Genomic DNA, 19,417 nt, shown 5'->3' with positions numbered 1-19,417 from the left:
GACGAGGGCAGGGGGTGCTCGTCGTGTCCGTCGACGGTCAGGGATGGGCTGCGGTTCGGTGCGGACGTCGGAGGCAGCAGACGGGGCGTCCTGGGTCAGGAGAGAGTCGTGCGGAGCGCGGGCGGGCGCGGCGACGGGCGGGGCGGGGCGGCTCAGGGAGGATTCAGGAAAGAGAGGGTTGCGTCGTTACCGGGTCGTTATATAGTTCAAGTGCGTCGACCGTTTGCTGTGGCGGGAAGCGCGAGAAGTGATTGCAGGACACTCTTGGTGCAAGGGAATGAAGGCCGGCCGCTCGCCTCAGCGGCCGGCCTTCTGTCGTTCCCCCGGCCCCCTTCCTCCGACTCCCCTCCTCCCAGCACCCCGGCGTAGGCTGTACGGCGTCTGGATGTCAGGGAACCGCTTCCTGAGTGCCGTGAAGGAGGACCAGTGGGGTCGAGAGAGGCCGTCGCCGCCTGGGAGTCGCTCTTCCGCGCCCAGGTCCAGGTGATGCGCACCCTGAGCACCGAGTTCCCCTCGCGGGAGATCTCGATGAACGAGTACGACGTGCTCTTCAACCTCACCCGGCAGCCCGGTCGGCGCGCACGGCTGCGCGACCTGAACCGGCACGTCCTCCTGACGCAGCCCAGCGTCAGCAGGCTGATCGACCGGCTCGCCGCCCGCGGCTGCGTCGAGAAGAGCGAGGATCCGGCGGACGCCCGCGGCACGATCATCGCGATCACCGACGAGGGCTACGCGCTCTTCCGCCGCGTCGCGCTCACCCACATGAGGACCATCTCGGAGCAGGTCGGCGGCGTCCTCGACGAGGACGAGCTGAAGCAGCTGACCGCGCTCTGCGACAAGCTCCGCGACGGCATCGCCTCCGCCTGATCCGTCCCCGCTAGCACGGGCCGCAGCGACCGGCCAGGTCTTCGCCGCGGCGCGGGACTCGCGGATCATGGTGGTCACCATGAGTGACACCTCCCCCACCCTCGTCTGGCTCCGCGACGACCTGCGCCTGGCCGACAACCCCGCTCTGCGCGCCGCGATCGACCGTGGCGGCCCCGTCGCGGTCTGCTACGTGCTCGACGAGGAGTCGGCGGGCATCCGTCCGCTCGGGGGCGCCTCCCGCTGGTGGCTGCACGGCAGCCTCGCAGCCCTCGCCGCCGACCTGCGCGAGCACGGCGCCCCGCTGATCCTGCGCCGCGGGCCGGCCGAGGCCGTCGTCCTCCAGCTCGCCGAGGAGATCGGCGCCGGAGCCGTGCACTGGAACCGCCGCTACGGGAGGGCCGAGCGCACCGTCGACGCGGCGGTGAAGGAATCGCTCCGCAACGGCGGCCTCGAGGCCGAGAGCCACCAGGGCTCGCTGATGTTCGAGCCGTGGACCGTGCAGACCGGCGCGGGCGGCCCCTACTCCGTCTACACGCCCTTCGCCCGCGCCTGCCGCGCCAAGCCGACGCCGCGCGCGCCGCTCCCCCGCCCCCGCTCGCTCGACGGCGTCACGGGAGAGATCGCCTCCGACTCCCTCGACGACTGGGAGCTGCTGCCCACGCGTCCCGACTGGGCGGGAGGGCTGCGCGAGCGCTGGGTCCCCGGCGAGAAGGCGGCGGCCGACCGGCTGCGCGCGTTCCTCGCGGAGCAGCTCGACGACTACGCCGACGGTCGCGACCGGCCGGCGGAGGACGCCACCTCGAACCTCTCCCCGCACCTGAGGTGGGGCGAGATCAGCCCCTTCCAGGTGTGGCACGCCCTGGAGGAGGCGCACGCGAAGGGCCTGCACCGCGGCGACGGCAGCGACCGGTTCCTCTCCGAGGTGCTCTGGCGCGAGTTCTGCTACCACCTGCTGTTCCACTGGCCGGATCTGGCGACCGCGAACTTCGACACCCGGTTCGACTCCTTCCCGTGGGGACGCCCCGGCCAGGAGGCGATCGACGCCTGGCACCAGGGGCGCACCGGCTACCCCCTGGTGGACGCCGGCATGCGCGAGCTCTGGAGCACCGGCTACATGCACAACCGGGTCCGGATGGTGACCGCGTCGTTCCTGATCAAGAACCTGCTGGTCGACTGGCGGGTGGGCGAGGAGTGGTTCTGGGACACCCTGGTGGACGCGGACCCAGCGAGCAACGCCGCGAACTGGCAGTGGGTCGCGGGCTCGGGAGCCGATGCGTCGCCGTTCTTCCGGGTCTTCAACCCGGTCACGCAGTCGAGGAAGTTCGACCCGGCCGGCGAGTACATCCGCCACAACGTGCCGGAGCTCGGCGGAGTCGAGGGCGCCGCCGTGCACGAGCCGTGGACGCTAGGGGACACGCTGACCGGAGGCGCGGACGGCTACCCGGCGCCCCTCGTCGACCTCAAGGAGACGCGGGCGCACGCACTGGACGCCTTCGCGCAGATCAAGACCGCCCCGCGCGACATCTCGCCGAGGGGCGACGACTGAGCGTCGCCGGCTAGACGCGTCCCGCCGGGCCGGTGGAGCGGCCGGACTCGGCGAGCGGGTCCTCCTCCCCGCCCTGATCGCGCAGATCGCGGGCCGGGATGCCGACGAGCACCGCCCCGTCGGGCGCGTCCTTCACCACGACGGCGTTCGCGCCCACGCTGACGTCGGATCCGAGCACGAGCGGGCCCAGGACGACCGCGCCGGCGCCGACGACCACCCGGTCGCCGAGCGTGGGGTGCCGACGCTCGCGCCGGGCCGACCTCCCGCCCAGCGTGACGGAGTGGTAGAGCATGCAGTCGTCGCCGATCCGCGCGGTCTCGCCGATGACGACGCCCATGCCGTGGTCGATGAACAGACGCCGGCCGATGGTCGCACCGGGGTGGATCTCCACTCCGGTCGCCGCGCGCGCCGCCTGGCTGAGCAGCCGGGCGGGCAGGCGGAGGCCCCGCCGCCACCAGGCGTGCGCGACGCGGTGCACCCAGACCGCATGCACTCCCGGGTAGGAGAGGACGACCTCCACCGCGCTCCGGGCGGCGGGGTCGCGCTCCCGGGCGGTGCGGACGTCCTCGCGGAGCAGGGCGAGGAGCCCGGGACGCTCCGGTCCGGACGGGACGCGGCGCTCCGGCCGACCGTCGCGTCCGGAGCGGGGCGTCCCGCCTCGTCTCGAGGGGCTCAGCTGCGGAGGTCCTCGTACAGGACGGTCGAGATGTACCGCTCGCCGAAGTCGCAGACGATGGCGACGATGGTCTTCCCCGCGTTCTCGGGGCGCTTCGCGACCTCGAGGGCGGCCCACATGATCGAGCCGGAGGAGATGCCGCCGAGGATCCCCTCCTGCGCGGCCATCTCGCGGGCCACCCGCACGGAGTCGTCGAGCGTCACGTCGATGATCTCGTCGTAGACCTCGCGGTCGAGGATCGCGGGGACGAAGTTGGCGCCGATGCCCTGGATCTTGTGCGGACCGGCGGTGCCCTGGGTGAGGAGCGGGGAGTCGATCGGCTCCACTCCGATGATCTGCACACCGGGCTTGCGCTCCTTGAGCACCTGGCCGACTCCGGTGATGGTGCCGCCGGTGCCGATGCCGGCCACGAAGACGTCGACCTCGCCGTCGGTGTCCTCCCAGACCTCCTCCGCGGTGGTGCGGCGGTGCACCTCGGGGTTGGCAGCGTTCTCGAACTGGCGGGCGAGGATCGCGCCGGGGGTCTCGTCGACGATCGCGCGGGCGCGCTCGACCGCTCCGCGCATGCCCTCGCTGCCGGGGGTGAGCACGATCTCGGCTCCGTAGGCGCGGAGGAGGACCCGGCGCTCGACGGACATCGTCTCGGGCATCGTGAGGACGACCTTGTAGCCGCGGGCGGCACCCACCATCGCGAGCGCGATGCCGGTGTTGCCGCTCGTGCCCTCGACGATCGTCCCGCCGGGGTGCAGCTCGCCGGAGGCCTCGGCCGCGTCGATGATGGCGACGCCGATGCGGTCCTTCACGCTGTTCGCAGGGTTGTAGAACTCGAGCTTGGCGAGGACCGTCGCCTGGTCGGCGCCCTCCAGCCGGTTGATGCGGACGAGAGGGGTCCTGCCGACGAGCTGGGTCACGTCGTCGTGGATGCGTGCCATGGTGTGCGCTTTCTGCCGGGGCCGGCCGCCCGGGGCCCCGGAGCGGTGGGTGGAACGGGTGCTGCAGCGCCCCTCGGAGCGGCGCTCCCCCCACGATACGGATGCATCGACCCGAGGTCAGCACCCCGGACGCGCCCGCTCCTGCGCATCACCCGCCAGCTCCTCATCTCCACCGGGAGGAGGACGCCCCGCGGGCGCACCCGTCACGTACCATGAACTCGGGGGATCGCGCGACTGCTCGCGAGGCTTCTCGCCACCCTCCCTCACATCTCCGCGGCCCCGCGCCGCGTCGAAAGGACGACCGCTCCATGGCACTTCCCACTGCATCCCGCCGCTCCGTCCGGCCGCTCGGGATGTCGCTGCGGGCGGTCATGGGGTTCATCGGGATGAGCGCCGTGGCGGGCGTCCTGATCACCGTCGGCGTCACGCCGGCTCTCGCGCTGACGGGCCTGGCGACGAGCAACACGATCGGCATGTTCCAGAACCTGCCGGGCTACCTCGACGTGGGCCAGCTGATGCAGCGCACCAACGTCTACGCGAGCGACGGAACGACCCTCCTCGCCTCCGTCTACGACCAGAACCGCGTGGAGGTCGGCTGGGACGACGTCGCGCAGTCCGCGAAGGACGCCGCCGTCGCCGGCGAGGACCCGCGCTTCTACGAGCACGGCGGCATCGACCTCCAGGGCACGCTCCGGGCCATCGCCGTCACGCTGACGGGCGACGACCTGCAGGGCGGGTCGTCGATCACGCAGCAGTACGTCAAGAACGTCCTGGTGCAGAAGGCGGAGTCGATCACCGACGAGGCCGCGCGCGACAAGGCCTACCAGGAGGCGACGGACCCGACCCCCGAGCGCAAGCTCAAGGAGATGCGCCTCGCGATCGGACTCGAGAAGGAGGCGTCGAAGGACGACATCCTGCTCGGCTACCTCAACATCGCCCTCTTCGGGGGCACCGTCTACGGCATCGAGGCCGCGGCGAACTACTACTACGGCATCCCCGCGAGCCAGCTCTCGACCTCGCAGGCGGCCGCGCTGCTGGCGATCGTGAACAACCCGGCGAAGTTCCGCTTCGACAACCCGGGCGACGAGGCGAACGGCGCCGCCAACGGCTACGCCGCCACCAAGGAGCGCCGCGACTACATCCTGTCGGAGGAGCTCAAGCACGGCCGGATCGACCAGGCCGCGCACGACGCCGCCGTCGCCGAGCCGATCACCCCGAACATCACGGAGCCCTCGACCGGCTGCACCACCGCCGGCAACGCCGCGTACTTCTGCGACTACGTGCTGAACGTCCTCCGCAACGACTCCGTCTTCGGGGCGACCGACGACGAGCGCTACCAGCGCATCCGCCAGGGCGGCTTCGACGTCGTGACGACCCTCGACCTCGACATCCAGCAGGTCTCGCAGGCGGCGCTCAACGCCTACATCCCCTCCGTCGACCCGCGCTTCCAGGTCGGCGCGACGGCCGCCTCCGTCGAGGCGAAGACGGGCCGCGTGCTCTCCATGGTGCAGAACACGCAGTACAGCCAGGACGAGCAGTTCCTCGCCGCGAACCCCGGCTACAGCGCGATCAACCTCAACGTCGACCTCAGCATGGGCGGCGGCTCCGGCGTGCAGACCGGATCGACCTACAAGGTGTTCACGCTGGCGCAGTGGCTGAAGGCGGGGCACACCGTCAACGAGTCGTTCGCCTCCCCCACCTCCGGCTTCAGCTCCTACCCCCAGAAGTGCAACGTCGAGGGCGACGGCGGCTACTACGGCAAGTTCTCGCCTCGCAACGACGACCCGTCGGAGGACGCGAGCTCGATGAGCGCGCTCGGCGCGACCACGAACTCGATCAACACCGGCTTCATGGGAATGGCGCAGCAGCTCGACCTCTGCGACATCCGCACCACCGCCGAGTCGTTCGGGATGCACCGCGCCGACGGCCGCGAGCTCGCCAACGGGCCGGCCTCGGTCCTCGGGACGAACGAGATCGCGCCCCTGACGGTGGCCAACGCCTACGCGGGGATCGCGAACGACGGCACGACCTGCTCGGCGATCGTCATCGACCGGATCACCGACAGCGAGGGCAACGCCGTCGCCGCCCCGGCATCGGCGTGCACGCCCTCCGTGTCGCCCGAGGTCGCCCGAGGGATGCAGTACGCGATGCAGCGGGTGATGACCTCCGGAACGGCCTACGCCTCGAACCCCTTCGACGGGATCGAGCACATCGGCAAGACGGGCACCACCGACGAGGCCGCCGACGTGTGGACGGCGGGCGCCAGCAAGGCCGCCTCCCTGGCGGTCTGGGTCGGCAGCATCAACGGCTTCGCCGACAACACCAAGCAGAACCTGCGCTTCATCAGCCTGACGGGCGAGAAGGGCACCATCCGCGCCTCCAACGCCCGGCACGCCATCTGGAAGCCGATCATGACGGCGCTCGACGAGAAGTACGGCGGCGACGACTTCACGGCACCGCCGGCCTCGATGCTCGCGTACTCGCCGCGATCGGCGGCGAACTCCGAGGTCCCCGACGTCACGGGCGAGACGGTCGAGAGCGCCACGGCGATCCTCACCGCCGCTGGTTTCGTCGTCGGGATGCACGAGTCGGTCGACTCCGCGACGATCCCTGAAGGCTCCGTCGTGTCGACGACGCCGAGCGCGGAGGAGACGGCGGTCGCCGGCGGGGTGATCCCCCTCCAGGTGAGCACGGGCAAGGCTCCGGCCAATCCGAACGACATCTCGGACCTGAACGGCGACCTGATCGAGTAGAGACGTCGCCCGTCCCGTGAAGGGGCCGATCCCTCCGGGGGTCGGCCCACTCTGCTGTCGTGGCGCCGAGCCTGCGCGGGCGCCGTCGCGCCGACTCCGGGCGGACGGGCGTCCGGCGCGGCCGTGGCGCGCCTCGTCGGGGATGTCGCAGGCCTCGCCTAGGGTGCTGGTGCAGCGAGAGGATCCATCCTGAAGCGACCGAACGTCCCCGTCTTCCAGCCCCGTCGAACCGTCCACGGGGCTCTCGGCGCGCTGTTCGGATTCGTGATCGTCAGCGTCCTGGCGGGTCTGCTCGCCTCGCTCGTGGTCGCCCCCGCCGCCGCGCTCACCGGCGCGGCGACCTCCGGCACCATCTCGGCGTTCCAGTCCCTCCCGAGCTACCTCGAGGTCGGGCGCCTGATGCAGAAGAGCGACGTCTACGCGGGCGACCCGGACGATCCGACGCTGCTGGCCTCCTTCTACGACCAGAACCGGATCGAGGTGCCGGCCGACCGGATCGCCGACTCCGTGAAGGACGCGCTCGTCGCGAGCGAGGACCCGCGCTTCTACGACCACGGCGGGATCGACCTGCAGGGCACCCTCCGCGCCATCGCCAGCACCTACCTCCTCGACGGCGACACCCAGGGCGGCTCGTCGATCACGCAGCAGTACGTGAAGAACGTGCTGGTGCAGAAGGCCGAGTCGATCCCGGACGAGGCGGACCGCGACCGCGCGTACGCGGAGGCGACGGCGACCACGGCCGAGCGCAAGCTCAAGGAGATGCGGCTCGCGATCGGGCTCGAGAAGGTGTCCTCGAAGGACGACATCCTCCTCGGCTACCTCAACATCGCGCTGTTCGGAGGCACCGTCTACGGCATCGAGGCCGCGGCGGAGTACTACTACGGCATCCCGGCGGCCGACCTCTCCCTCGCGCAGTCCGCCTCGCTCCTGGCCATCGTGAACAACCCCGAGAAGTTCCGCTTCGACCGTCCGGACGACACGGCCAACGGCGAAGCGAACGGCTACGCGCAGACCCGGGAGCGGCGCGACTACATCCTCGACCGGATGCTCGAGACGGGGAGCATCGACCAGGCCGCGCACGACGCCGCGGCCGCCGAGGCGATCACCCCCGACATCACCCCGCCGTCCACCGGCTGCCAGACGGCCGGCAGCGCGGCCTACTTCTGCGACTACGTGACCCACGTCCTCCGAGACGACCCGGCGCTCGGAGCGACCGACGACGAGCGCTACGCGGCGATCAAGCAGGGCGGGATCAAGGTCTACACGACGATCGATCTCGATCTGCAGAGGACCGCGCAGGAGCTGATGGACGAGCAGGTCCCCTCCTCCGATCCGCGCTTCGACGTCGGGGCGACGGCGGTCGCCGTCCAGAACGGCACCGGGCGCATCCTCACGATGGTGCAGAACAAGCGCTACAGCCAGGACCCGGACGTGATCGCGAGCGGGCCGGAGTTCTCGGCGATCAACCTCAACGTCGACGCGTCCGCGGGCGGCGGCAACGGCTTCCAGACCGGCTCCGCCTACAAGGTGTTCACGCTCGCCGAGTGGCTCGACCGCGGGCACACCCTGCTCGAGCAGTTCGACTCGAAGCAGAAGAACTGGACCGGCTTCGCCGACAGCTGCGAGGGCACCTGGGACTACGACTCCTACAACCCCAAGAACGCCGGCGACGGCGGCTACACCGACACCCAGACGGCGCTGTACTCGACGATCTACTCGCTGAACACGGGCTTCACCGGGATGTCGCACCTGCTCGACCAGTGCGAGATCCGCAAGCAGGCCGAGGCCTTCGGAGTGCACCGCGCGGACGGGACCGCGCTCGTGCAGTCGCCGGGAGCGGTCCTCGGCACCAACGAGATCGCACCGCTCACCATGGCGACCGCCTACTCCGGCATCGCCGCGAACGGCACGACCTGCACCCCCGTCGCGATCACGGCGATCGTCGGAGCGGACGGCCGCGAGATCGAGCCGGTGGAGACGACCTGCAGCCGGGCGGTGTCGTCGAGGGTCGCCTCGGCGATGCAGTACACGATGCTCAAGGTGACCGCCGAGGGCACGGGTGTCGAGGACGATCCGAAGAACGGCATCCAGCACATCACCAAGACGGGCACCACCGACAACTCCGCCGACACCTGGGCCATCGGCGCCTCGACCGAGACCTCCCTCGCGGTCTGGGTCGGCAGCATCTCGGCACGCGCGGACGGCTCGAGGGTGAACCTCGACTCGATCGACTTCGACAGCGGCTGGGCGCCCTCGGCACGCCACCGGATCTGGAAGCCGTTGATGACGGCGATCGACTCCCGCTACGGCGGCTCCGACTTCCCGCAGGCCGACCAGTCGCTCATCGCGGCGCCGCAGGTCACCGTGCCGGACCTGTCGGGCCGGACCAGCGACTCCGCCGCACAGGCGCTGACCGCAGCAGGGCTCACTCCCGGAGCGACGTCGCAGGTCGACTCGACGCAGCCGATGAACACCGTGGCCGGCACCGGTCCGGCCGCGGGCACCCGCGTGGACAAGGGATCGGTGGTGGGCGTGCAGCTGAGCACGGGGAAGGCGCCGCCCGCTCCCGCTCCGGGCGGCTGACACCGCTGGACCGGGACGTCGCCGGTCGGCGAGGATCTGCGACGGGAACGGTTCAGGGGGGAACGGGTCAGGGAAGCCGGCTCAGGGCCCGACGGCTCCGGCGGGGAGCAGCCCGAACTCGACGAGCTCGTCGTCGGTGAGCAGTCGGCTGCGGATCATGAAGCGCTTGCCCTCGGGGGCTTCGACGCTGAATCCGCTGCCCCGCCCGTCGACGAGGTCGACGGTGAGGTGGGTGTGCTTCCAGTACTCGAACTGGGAGCGGGACATCCAGAAGTCGATCGGGTCCAGGCCGTCGAGCCGGAGCGACTCGACGAGCACGTCCGAGGCGCCGGTGCGGAACATCCCGGCGGGGAAGCACATCGGGGAGCTGCCGTCGCAGCATCCGCCCGACTGGTGGAACATGAGCGGCCCGTGCAGCGCCGTCATCCGGCGGAGCATGCTTGCCGCCTCCGCAGTGACGTCGACCCTCGTGGAGGTCATGATTGGTGCTCCTTCGCTCGTGGTGCGGAATGTCTGTGTGCGCCCGACCGCTGACGGCGGACGCTCCTCCGGGCGGCGTCTCGATACGCCGCTGCGCGGACTACTCGATCAACATGAGGGGGCGCCCCCTCGTCCGATGCCTCGCCCGAAGGGCCGAGCACCGTTCTCCCGCGCGCCGCCAGGTGCCTCGCCCGAAGGGCCGAGCACCGTTCTCCCACGCGCCGCCAGGTGCCTCGCCCGCAGGGCCGAGCACCGTCCTTCCACGCGCCGCCAGGTGCCTCGCCCGCAGGGCCGAGCACCGCTCTTCCGCGCGTCGTCAGGTGCCTCGCCCGCAGGGCCGAGCACCGTCCATCCGCGCGCCGTCAGGTGCCTCGCCCGAAGGGCCGAGCACCGAACGGCGGATCCGCGTGCCAGCGGATCCGTCTCGGTGCGAACGCTCCCCGCTCCTCCCCACCCGGCCACGTCGGCGAGCCGACCGCGGCACGGGCGACGAGGAACGAGGAGCCCGTGCGAACCAGCTCAGAAGAAGCCCATCGGTCCTTCCGCGTAGGAGACGAGGAGGTTCTTCGTCTGCTGGTAGTGGTCGAGCATCACCTTGTGGTTCTCGCGTCCGATGCCCGACTGCTTGTAGCCGCCGAACGCCGCGTGCGCGGGGTACTGGTGGTAGGTGTTCGACCAGACGCGGCCGGCTTCGATGGCCCGGCCGGCGCGGTAGAGCTGGGCGCCGTTGCGGCTCCACACTCCGGCGCCGAGGCCGTAGAGGGTGTCGTTGGCGATGCCGATCGCGTCGTCGAAGTCGTCGAAGGAGGTGAGGGCGAGGACGGGTCCGAAGATCTCCTCCTGGAAGATGCGCATCGAGTTGCGGCCCTCGAACACGGTCGGGTTGACGTAGTAGCCGCCGCTGAGCTCGCCACCCAGGTCGGCGCGGTCGCCGCCGATGAGCAGCTTCGCTCCCTCCTGCTTGCCGATGTCCATGTAGGAGAGGATCTTCTCGAGCTGGTCGTTCGAGGCCTGGGCGCCGATCATCGTGGCGGTGTCGAGCGGGTTGCCCTGTTTGATCCGCTTGACCCGCTCGAGGCCGTCACCGACGAAGTCGTCGTAGATCGAGCGCTGCACGAGCGCCCGCGACGGGCAGGTGCAGACCTCGCCCTGGTTGAGGGCGAAGAACGAGAAGCCCTCGAGCGCCTTGTCGTAGAAGGAGTCGCGTTCCGCGGCGACGTCGGCGAAGAACACGTTGGGGCTCTTGCCGCCCAGCTCCAGCGTCACCGGGATGAGGTTCTCGCTGGCGTACTGCATGATCAGGCGGCCGGTGGTCGTCTCGCCGGTGAAGGCGATCTTGCGGATGCGCGGGTGGGAGGCGAGCGGGGCGCCCGCTTCGAACCCGAATCCGTTGACGACGTTGAGCACGCCGGCGGGGATGAGGTCGCCGATCAGGTCGAGCAGCACGTGGATGGACGCCGGCGTCTGCTCGGCCGGCTTCAGCACTACGCAGTTGCCTGCGGCGAGCGCCGGCGCGAGCTTCCACACGGCCATCAGGATCGGGAAGTTCCAGGGGATGATCTGCCCGACCACACCCAGCGGCTCGTGGAAGTGGTACGCGATCGTGTCGTGGTCGATCTCGGAGACGCCTCCCTCCTGCGCGCGGATCGCTCCGGCGAAGTAGCGGAAGTGGTCGATCGCGAGGGGGATGTCGGCGGCGAGGGTCTCGCGCACGGGCTTGCCGTTCTCCCACGTCTCGGCGACGGCGAGCAGCTCGAGGTTCGCCTCCATGCGGTCGGCGATCTTCAGGAGCATGTTCGAGCGCTCGGCGGGGCTGGTCTTCCCCCAGCTCGCGAACGCCTTCCAGCCCGCCTCGACGGCGCGGTCGACGTCGGCGGCGGTGCCGCGGGCGATCTCGCAGAAGGGCTTCCCGGTGATCGGGGTGATGTTCTCGAAGTACTGGCCGCTCGCGGGGGCGACGTACTCGCCTCCGATGTAGTGGTCGTAGCGCGAGCGGAAGGAGGCGACGGATCCCTCCGTGCCTGGATTCGCGTAGACCGTGGAACCCGGCTCCTGCGGTGCCTGCTCGGCGACCTGGTCGGCGTACAGCGTCATGTGGACCTCCATCGACGTCGTTGTCGTGGGCGCGGGGTGGGCGCCCGGTCCTGACGCTACGTCGCGGGGGGTTGCACGACGTTGCACGGGTCGACGCACCGGCGGGAGCGGCGAGGACGGAGACCGGACCGGCCGGGCGGAGACGCGGCCGCCCGAGGAGGAGGGCCCCGCGGCCCGGACCTCAGACGCTCGCGAGCAGGCGCTGGGCGATCCGGCTCATGTAGACGCCGTAGGTCACCGTGGCCGCTGCGGCTCCCGCGCCGACCCAGGACCACACCTGCGGCCAGGCGGAGCCGTCGACGAGGACCACGACGACTCCGATCGCTCCGACCAGCGTCGTCCAGGTGGCGAGCCAGAGGTCGAGGGTCCGGCCGAAGATCCTCGCCATCGGGTAGAAGTGCAGGCCCACGATCACGGCGATGGCCGGCACGAGGAACCGGTCGAGCCCGGTGCCGGTGAGGACTCCCACCGCGACACCGATCAGCACGCCCTCCGCGGCGAAGACCGCCCCGAAGAGCACGCCGTTCGGCTTCGCCGCGCGATCGGCGTCGGTGAGCTCCACCGCCATCCTCCGCCGGGCGACGAGGAGGCGGACGGCCTGCACGGCGAAGACCACGGCCGCGAGCGCGCAGACGGTCACGGCGGTCGTCGCCGCCGGTGCCGGCCAGCCGACCGTGGTGTCGCTCGCCCACCACATCGTGAAGACCGCCATCAGGAGCAGGCCCCCCGCGACTCCGCTCGCGAGGGCCCGGGGAGGTGGTGCGAGGGTGCTCATGCGTCGAGGCTAGCGAGACGGCTCCGCGGCCTCACGGCTCCGGCGGCACTCCCGGGAGCGACCGGAACGGCTCAGCGCTGCTCCGCCTCGATCGTCTCGAGGTGGGCGGCGACACCGGCACGGCGGGGCGAGCGGGGCGGGAGGACGCGCAGGAGCTCCCGCCACACCTCCGCGTCGTCGCGGCCGTCGGGGCCCTCCGCCCAGGCGAGGAGGGTCGCGGGCGCCGCATCGGCGAGGACGCTCGCCCGCACCCGCAGGCGCAGCTCGCCGGCGATCGCCCGGATCCCCGGCGCCTCGGACGAGGGCAGCGGCGCGCCCCGATACGCGTCCAGGGCGAGGCGGTGGGAGCCGCGGTCGAGCAGGCCGAGCACCTGGCGGGCGTCGAGGTCGACCGGGCTCGCCAGGCGGTAGGGGCGCGAGAGGGGCACCAGGCGCGGGAGGGTCGGCTCAAGCGCGCGGCGCAGCCGCACCATCTCGGCGCGGACGGTGACCACCGCGTCGTCCCGGCCGTGGAGCAGGAGGGCGAGCTGCTCGGCCGAGAGCCCGGCCCGGTGCCAGGCGAGCAGGGTCAGGATCTCGGCGTGCCGGGTGCTCAGCTCGAGCGTCGCTCCGGCGGCCGTCACCAGGCCCGTCTCGCGCCCGAGGACCCGCAGGCTCGGCGCCCGGGCCGCCGCTGTGCTCCGTGCAGCGGGCCGCCGCGGGCGGAGGAGCCGCTGCACCATCAGCTCGCTCTCGACGGCGGCGGCGGTCGCCTCCATCAGCGGGAGGGTCTGCGGGGCGACGACGTCGGCGCCGCCGGTGATGTCGATCACTCCGAGGATCTCGTGCGTCTCGGGGTCGTGCACGGGGACGGCGGTGCAGCTCCACGGGTGCACGAGCGAGGCGAAGTGCTCGGCGCCGTGGATCTGCACGCCGTGATCGAGCACGAGGGCCGTCCCCGGCGCGGACGTCCCGACGTCGGGCTCGGCCCACGCCGCGCCCTCGACGAACGACATCCCCTCGGCGAGGCTCTTGAGGTGCTGGTCCCCGTCGATCCAGAGCAGCCGCCCGAGCGCGTCGCCCACCGCGACGAGCACGCCGCTGTCCTCGTCGGCGTCGCGCACCAGCAGGCGGCGGATGACAGGGAGGACCGAGGCGAGCGGATGCCCGGTGCGGTACTCGCGGAGGTCGTCGCCCGAGAACGAGAGCGGTGCCGTCAGCCGGTCCGGATCGAGGCGCCGCCGCCGTGCGCGCTCCCACGACTCCTCGACCAGCGCGCGCCGCCGACCGCTGCCAGGGCGGGCCAGCCACGGGTTGGTCATGCGCTCCGCCTCGTCGTCGGGTCGGTGGGAGTCGACGCTACTCCGCGGAGCGCGGCGGCGCCTCTCTCCGCGCACCGGAACGGCGGCGCCCCCGCACCGCCAGCAGCAGCACCGCCGCCACCAGCACCGCGACGCCCAGGACGGCTCCCGTGGTCAGCCGCTCTCCCAGCACCCCCACGCCGAGGAGAGTCGCGGTCGCCGGCTCCAGGAGGGTGAGCGTCGAGACGGTCGCCGCGGGAAGCACTCGCAGGCCGCGCGCGAAGAAGGTGTAGGCCACGGCGACCGTCACCACTCCGAGCCAGAGCACGGCCGGGATCGAGCCGGAGAGCCGCGACGGATCGCCCAGCAGCAGGAACGGGAGCGCGAGCAGCGCCGCGGCTCCGAACTGGGCTCCCATGGCGGCGACGGGGCTGAGCCCGCGCTCGAGCAGCAGCTTGCCGCAGACGGCGTAGAGCGCGTAGGAGGCGCCGGCGCCGGCCGAGGCGGCGAGGCCGGGGAGCGTCACGCCGCCGGATCCGCCGCCGCTGAGGAGCACCACGCCGACCGCGGCGAGCGCGGTCGAGGCGAACCAGCGCGGGCCCGGGGTCGTCCGCAGGACGAGCCACTCCAGCAGGCCGGTGAAGGCGGGAGCGGAGCCGAGGGCGACGATCGTACCGACCGCGACGCCGTTCTGCGCGGTGCCGGTGAAGAAGGCGGGCTGGTACGCGGCGACGCCGACCGCTCCGAGCACGACGAGCAGCACGACGGCGCGGGTCGGGCGGGAGCGGCTCCGCCGGCGCAGAGCCTCCACGCCGAGGAGAGCGGCCAGCAGGGCGCCGCCGAGGACGATGCGCGCCGCCCCGAGGAGGATCGGATCCACGCCCGCCGCTCCGAGGGCCTGGGCGGTCCCCGTCGTGCCGAAGCAGACGGCGGCGAGGAGGACGGCGCCGATCGCCGAGGTCCGGGCCCCGCTCATCCCGCCCCGCTCCCCCGGCCGCCTGACGACCGGCTCCCAGTGTCCCAGGGATGGGCGCGTGCTCTTCCGCCTCTCGCACCGGGGGCCCAGGATGGAGGGACCGGACTAGCGGAGGAGCACGACGTGGGCATCGCGGAACCGTTCGACCTCGAGGACCACCACCGCAGCGCGCACGGCGCCCTGCGCGAGCACTTCTCGGTGCGCGAGTTCGAGGAGGTGCCGCTGGACCGCGAGGCCATCGTCGCCACCGCGTACCTGCGGGCGATCGAGCACGCCACCGTGGCCCGGGTGCTCCCCCTCGCGCGCGCCCACCCCGACGAGCAGGTCCGCGCGTTCGCGTCCGTCTGGGCCGCCGAGCGGCACCGGATCGCCGACGCCCTGGGCGACGTGCTCGCGGCCTCGCCGCAGATCCGCGGCATCGACATCCGCCCGCCGGAGCCGACGGTGAGGTCACGCCCGCTCCTCGACCGCGCCGCGGCCTCCCTCGCCGGCCCCGTCGCGCTGGCCCTCGCGGTGGACGCCCGGGTCACGGTGCACGGCTACCGCCGGCTCGCCCGGCTCTCGCTGCACCCCGAGATGGAGCGCCTCGCCGAGACGGTCACGGGCATCCTCGAGCGGCAGGCCGACTTCTTCACGGTGCACGCGGCGGGACGCCTCGGACGCCCGCTGCCGCGCCGGGTGCAGGCGGCCGGCCTGCTCGCCGTGCTGCGCCTCCCGATCGGCGAGGCCGACCTGCCGGAGGCTCTCGCGCGCGAGGGCCGGGAGCTCGTCTTCGGCCGGGACGACGGCGGACTCGACGGGATCGACGCGGGCGTCGTCGCGGCGTTCGCGCTGCCCTGCACGGCGGCCCGGCGGCTCGTGCACCCGTACCGGCCGGTGTCGATCCGTGCCGCGCACCGCCTCGGACGGCTCGCCGCCGACACCCGCGCCGCCGTCACGACCCTGCTGGAGCAGGTGCGCGAGTAGCGGCGGCGCTCAGCCCAGCAGCTCGCGCACGTCCTCGGCGGTGATCCCGCCGGTGGCCGCCGCGCCGTCGTCCGACATGACCGCGGCGAAGAGCGCGGCCTTCGCCTCCTTGAGGGCCATCACCTTCTCCTCGATCGTGTCCTTCGCGACCAGGCGGTAGACCATGACCGAGCGGGTCTGGCCGATGCGGTGCGCGCGGTCGACCGCCTGCGACTCGGTGGCGGGGTTCCACCACGGGTCGAGCAGGATGCAGTAGTCGGCCTCGGTGAGGTTGAGCCCGAAGCCGCCGGCCTTGAGCGAGATCAGGAACACGCCCGCCGCGCCCGAGCGGAACCGCTCGATGACCTCGTCGCGCTTCTTCGTCGCTCCGTCGAGGTAGGCGTACTCGATGCCCGCCGCGTCCAGCCGGCCGCGGACCCGGCCGAGGAACCGCGTGAACTGGCTGAACACCAGCACGCGGTGCCCCTCGCCGAGAGCGTCGCCCAGCAGCTCGTCGAGCAGGTCGAGCTTGGTCGAGGGCACGCTCTCGTGCGCCTCGTCGACCAGTGCCGCGTCGAGCGCGACCTGGCGCAGCACGGTCAGCGCGCGGAAGATCGCGAAGCGGTTCTTCTCGAAGTCGCCGATCAGGCCCAGCACGCGCTGCCGCTCCCGCGCCAGGTACGTGTCGTAGACCTTCCGCTGCTTCGGGCCGAGCTCGACCTCGAGGGTCTGCTCCTGCTTGGGCGGCAGCTCCTTGGCGACGAGCTCCTTGGTGCGCCGCAGCATCAGCGGGCGGATGCGCCGCCGCAGCTGCGAGAGCTTCTCGCTGTCGGCCTCGCGCTCGATCGGCTTCTGGTAGAACTCGACGAACCCGGCGGGCGAGGGGAACAGGCCCGGAGCGACGATCGACAGCAGCGACCAGAGCTCCATCACGTTGTTCTCCATCGGCGTTCCCGTGATGGCGAGCTTGAAGGGCACGTCGAGCCGGCGCGCGAGCTGGTGCGTCGCCGACTGGCGGTTCTTGACGAACTGCGCCTCGTCGAGGAGGAGCCCCGACCACTGGATGCCCGAGTACGACTCGTAGTCGAGCCGGAACAGGGCGTAGGAGGTGACGACCAGCTCGGCCTCGCCGATGACGCTGGAGAGCGCCTTCCGCTTCTTCTTCGACGTCTCGTCGATCCCGACGACGCGGAGGTCCGGGGCGAAGCGCTTGGCCTCGCCGACCCAGTTGGGCACCACGCTGGTGGGCGCGACGACGAGGAACGGGCGCGGCGAGGTGCCCGCCTCCGCGGCCGCGGCGCGCTGCTCCTGCATCACCCGGGTGACCAGGGCGAGGGACTGCACGGTCTTGCCCAGGCCCATGTCGTCGGCGAGCACGCCGCCGAGCTGGTTGTCGTAGAGGAACGAGAGCCAGTCGTAGCCGAGCTGCTGGTAGGGCCGCAGCTCCACGGCGAAGCCCTCGGGCAGGACCCGCGACTCCAGCGCACCGGTCGCGGTGAAGCCGGAGAGCCCCTCCACGGAGCGGCGCCACGCGGCGGCCTGCGCCTCCACGACGCCCAGCTCGACCAGCTCGTCCCAGAGGGAGGACTGGAACCGGCTGATCCGCAGGGTCTCGCCGGGGTCGTCCGAGAGCTCGCGGGCCTCGGCGATCAGCTCGCGGAGGCGGCCGAACCGCTCGTCGTCGAGGGCGAAGTAGACGCCGCTGGGCAGCACCATGTACTCGTCGCCGCGGGCGAGCGCGAGGAAGATCTCGGCCAGCGGGACCGCCTCGTCGTTGACGGTGACGGAGATCTCGAGGTTGAACCAGTCGCGGCTGTCGGGCTGGGCGACGGTCTGCACGGCGACCACGGGCGCGGTCTGCGCCTCGCGGTACTCGACGCGCTCGCCGATCTCCTCGATCTCGACGGTGCCGAGCTCGCGGAGCCGCTCGACCTCGCCGGTGAGGAAGCCGACGGTCTGCATGCCGCGCAGGTCGAAGGTGGGGCGCAGGCGCCTGCTCGACGGGGACACCAGGGCCGGCGTCGACTCCGGGTCGAGACCCGCTCCCACGAGGGAGTCGAGGATCCGCTGCTCGGCCTCGGGGTCGCGGTAGCCGGCGTCCTCGCCGACCCGCAGCGGGAGCCGCTCGGCGTCCACGCCGCCGCGCGCCCCCTCCACTCCGTAGCGCCACCACCACGAGCCGCGCAGGCCCGCGCCGTCGGTGTGCTCGAGGGTGAGGCCGAGGCGCGGCTCGGGCACCGCGGGCGCCTCGAAGGAGCCGTCGCGGGAGACGATGTCGAACAGCCGGTGCAGCCGCTGGTAGTGCTCGGTGAGGAACGCCGACTCCTCGGCCACCGGGATGCGGATGGCCTCGCGGCTCCAGAGGAACGTGCGCGCGGAGGACAGCAGCGGCGCGGCGAACGGGATGAGCGTGACCGGGCGGGCGCGCATCTCGTCGCCGCCCTCCCACGTGTAGAGGCCGACGGCCGGGTCGCCGATGAAGCCGAACTCCTCGGGCGCCGGGTGGTCGCCGATCGCGACGAGCGAGCGCAGCTCGAGGCCGGCGGCGGTGCGCGTGACGTCGATGGAGGCGGTGGCCGTCGTGTCGAGGATCTTCAGCGGCGTCTGGTCGCGGTCGCCCATCACCAGGCCGATGCCCGCGCGGACGGCTCCGTGCAGGGCCGCCCAGATCGCCTCGCTCCGGCACTGGTCGAGGTAGAGCCAGGTGTCGGGCGAGTAGTAGCTGGAGGCGCTGTGCCCGGAGAGCAGGCCCTGCATCTCGCGGATCACGTCGATCTGGCGCTCGTCGTAGTCGTGGCTGTAGTGCAGGTAGCCGAGGTCGCGCCAGCTGGTGCCGGTGCGGACCCAGCGATCGCGGTCGCCCATCCGCACCGGGCGCACGCCCAGGCGCGGGCGCGGCTCGGGTGGCGGCCGGTAGGAGTTGTAGCGGCCGGGCGGGCGACGCACGGGCTCGCCGGGCAGCAGCTCGAACTGCAGGCCGAGCGGGATGCCGGTGTGCGAGCGCTCCGCGCCGGCGAGGAGTGGGGCGAGCGCGCTGCGCCACTCCGGGACGGCGTCGACAGCGGCCTCGCCCGGGAAGGGACCGGCCACTCCGCCCTCGCGCTCGCGGCGCAGGGCCTCGATCAGGACGGCGGCGACGTGCTTGCACTCGTGCTTGACCGGGCAGCTGCAGGCGCCGCCGAGGAGGGTCCAGTGCTCGCCCTCGTCGCGGAGCTGCACGCTCACGGCGTACGGCGAGCGCCCGGATCCGCGGACCTGGCCGAAGAGGCGGGTGCGGCCGCCGAACCACTGCAGCTCGCGCACGCGGCCCTCGTCCGCGTACGCGGTGCCCTTCTCGACGGCGGCGGTTCCGACGAGGGCGCGGATGTCCTGCTCGGAGAAGGGCTCGTGGCCGGCGGTCACCGGCCCGGGTGCGGCCGACGGCAGCACCTCACCGGGGGGACTCTGGCGGGCCATGGACCTCACGCTCTCCGCGCTCGAACGAGCGCATCCGTCTATTCAACCCGATTC

Annotated in this window: 13 protein-coding genes; 5 read left to right on the top strand and 8 right to left on the bottom strand. The window is 72.2% G+C overall.

The window, feature by feature from the left end:
• Positions 1 to 486: 486 nt before the first annotated feature.
• Positions 487 to 867: a MarR family winged helix-turn-helix transcriptional regulator gene (locus C5D36_RS11465; protein ID WP_104226067.1), complete on the top strand. Its 381-nt coding sequence runs from the start codon at positions 487 to 489 to the stop codon at positions 865 to 867.
• A 79-nt stretch (positions 868 to 946) separates the two neighbouring features.
• A complete protein-coding gene (locus tag C5D36_RS11460) occupies positions 947 to 2,413 on the top strand; it encodes a deoxyribodipyrimidine photo-lyase (protein WP_104295879.1) in 1,467 nt (488 codons plus the stop codon).
• A 10-nt stretch (positions 2,414 to 2,423) separates the two neighbouring features.
• Here C5D36_RS11460 and epsC read toward each other — a convergent pair whose 3' ends face one another.
• Together epsC and cysK are read right to left on the bottom strand one after the other, a co-directional pair.
• Positions 2,424 to 2,990 carry a serine O-acetyltransferase EpsC gene (gene epsC / locus C5D36_RS11455; RefSeq protein ID WP_104262415.1) on the bottom strand — a complete coding sequence of 189 codons (567 nt, stop codon included), beginning with the start codon at positions 2,988 to 2,990 and terminating at the stop codon, positions 2,424 to 2,426.
• 95 nt (positions 2,991 to 3,085) lie between these two features.
• Positions 3,086 to 4,021, bottom strand: a complete 936-nt coding sequence (cysK, locus tag C5D36_RS11450) for a cysteine synthase A (protein WP_104237779.1) — start codon at positions 4,019 to 4,021, stop codon at positions 3,086 to 3,088.
• Positions 4,022 to 4,329: 308 nt separating this feature from the next.
• Here cysK and C5D36_RS11445 point away from each other — a divergent pair, with 308 nt between their 5' ends.
• Both C5D36_RS11445 and C5D36_RS11440 read left to right on the top strand, forming a co-directional pair.
• Entirely contained in the window at positions 4,330 to 6,774 is a 2,445-nt protein-coding gene (locus C5D36_RS11445; RefSeq protein ID WP_159939720.1) for a penicillin-binding protein, read from the top strand.
• Between the two features lie 264 nt (positions 6,775 to 7,038).
• The gene (locus tag C5D36_RS11440; protein ID WP_104287699.1) at positions 7,039 to 9,357 is read left to right on the top strand and encodes a transglycosylase domain-containing protein; all 2,319 of its coding nucleotides are present in this window, start codon (positions 7,039 to 7,041) and stop codon (positions 9,355 to 9,357) included.
• An 81-nt stretch (positions 9,358 to 9,438) separates the two neighbouring features.
• Here C5D36_RS11440 and C5D36_RS11435 read toward each other — a convergent pair whose 3' ends face one another.
• The 5 genes from C5D36_RS11435 to C5D36_RS11415 all read right to left on the bottom strand — a co-directional run bounded on the left by C5D36_RS11435 (position 9,439) and on the right by C5D36_RS11415 (position 14,962).
• Positions 9,439 to 9,837 (bottom strand): DUF779 domain-containing protein, encoded by a 399-nt coding sequence (locus C5D36_RS11435; RefSeq protein ID WP_104233437.1) that lies wholly within the window; start codon positions 9,835 to 9,837, stop codon positions 9,439 to 9,441.
• 519 nt (positions 9,838 to 10,356) lie between these two features.
• Positions 10,357 to 11,931, bottom strand: a complete 1,575-nt coding sequence (locus C5D36_RS11430; RefSeq protein ID WP_104233506.1) for an aldehyde dehydrogenase family protein — start codon at positions 11,929 to 11,931, stop codon at positions 10,357 to 10,359.
• Positions 11,932 to 12,112: 181 nt separating this feature from the next.
• A complete protein-coding gene (locus C5D36_RS11425) occupies positions 12,113 to 12,706 on the bottom strand; it encodes a hypothetical protein (protein WP_104233438.1) in 594 nt (197 codons plus the stop codon).
• A 71-nt stretch (positions 12,707 to 12,777) separates the two neighbouring features.
• Entirely contained in the window at positions 12,778 to 14,007 is a 1,230-nt protein-coding gene (locus tag C5D36_RS11420) for a GAF domain-containing protein (RefSeq protein ID WP_104224191.1), read from the bottom strand.
• A 37-nt stretch (positions 14,008 to 14,044) separates the two neighbouring features.
• Positions 14,045 to 14,962, bottom strand: coding sequence for a DMT family transporter (locus C5D36_RS11415; protein ID WP_104295871.1), 918 nt, complete (start codon positions 14,960 to 14,962; stop codon positions 14,045 to 14,047).
• A gap of 123 nt (positions 14,963 to 15,085) precedes the next feature.
• On the opposite strand from C5D36_RS11415, the gene C5D36_RS11410 reads away from it, so the two are divergent.
• Entirely contained in the window at positions 15,086 to 15,928 is an 843-nt protein-coding gene (locus C5D36_RS11410; protein ID WP_104295870.1) for a hypothetical protein, read from the top strand.
• A gap of 9 nt (positions 15,929 to 15,937) precedes the next feature.
• Here C5D36_RS11410 and C5D36_RS11405 read toward each other — a convergent pair whose 3' ends face one another.
• Complete coding sequence (locus tag C5D36_RS11405; RefSeq protein WP_104224188.1) at positions 15,938 to 19,363, bottom strand: DEAD/DEAH box helicase; 3,426 nt, start codon at positions 19,361 to 19,363, stop codon at positions 15,938 to 15,940.
• Positions 19,364 to 19,417: the final 54 nt, after the last annotated feature.

Source organism: Rathayibacter sp. AY1C6, assembly GCF_002931535.1.
Taxonomy (GTDB): Bacteria; Actinomycetota; Actinomycetes; order Actinomycetales; family Microbacteriaceae; genus Rathayibacter.
Note: the sequence above shows the minus strand (reverse complement) of the source record. Positions and strands in the feature narration are given on the sequence as shown.

Coding starts and splice junctions, on each gene's coding strand:
- C5D36_RS11465 (WP_104226067.1), top strand. CDS start 487: ATGCGCACCCTGAGCACCGAGTTCCCCTCGCGGGAGATCTCGATGAAC.
- C5D36_RS11460 (WP_104295879.1), top strand. CDS start 947: ATGAGTGACACCTCCCCCACCCTCGTCTGGCTCCGCGACGACCTGCGC.
- cysK (WP_104237779.1), bottom strand. CDS start 4,021: ATGGCACGCATCCACGACGACGTGACCCAGCTCGTCGGCAGGACCCCT.
- C5D36_RS11445 (WP_159939720.1), top strand. CDS start 4,330: ATGGCACTTCCCACTGCATCCCGCCGCTCCGTCCGGCCGCTCGGGATG.
- C5D36_RS11435 (WP_104233437.1), bottom strand. CDS start 9,837: ATGACCTCCACGAGGGTCGACGTCACTGCGGAGGCGGCAAGCATGCTC.
- C5D36_RS11430 (WP_104233506.1), bottom strand. CDS start 11,931: ATGACGCTGTACGCCGACCAGGTCGCCGAGCAGGCACCGCAGGAGCCG.
- C5D36_RS11425 (WP_104233438.1), bottom strand. CDS start 12,706: ATGAGCACCCTCGCACCACCTCCCCGGGCCCTCGCGAGCGGAGTCGCG.
- C5D36_RS11420 (WP_104224191.1), bottom strand. CDS start 14,007: ATGACCAACCCGTGGCTGGCCCGCCCTGGCAGCGGTCGGCGGCGCGCG.
- C5D36_RS11415 (WP_104295871.1), bottom strand. CDS start 14,962: ATGAGCGGGGCCCGGACCTCGGCGATCGGCGCCGTCCTCCTCGCCGCC.
- C5D36_RS11405 (WP_104224188.1), bottom strand. CDS start 19,363: ATGGCCCGCCAGAGTCCCCCCGGTGAGGTGCTGCCGTCGGCCGCACCC.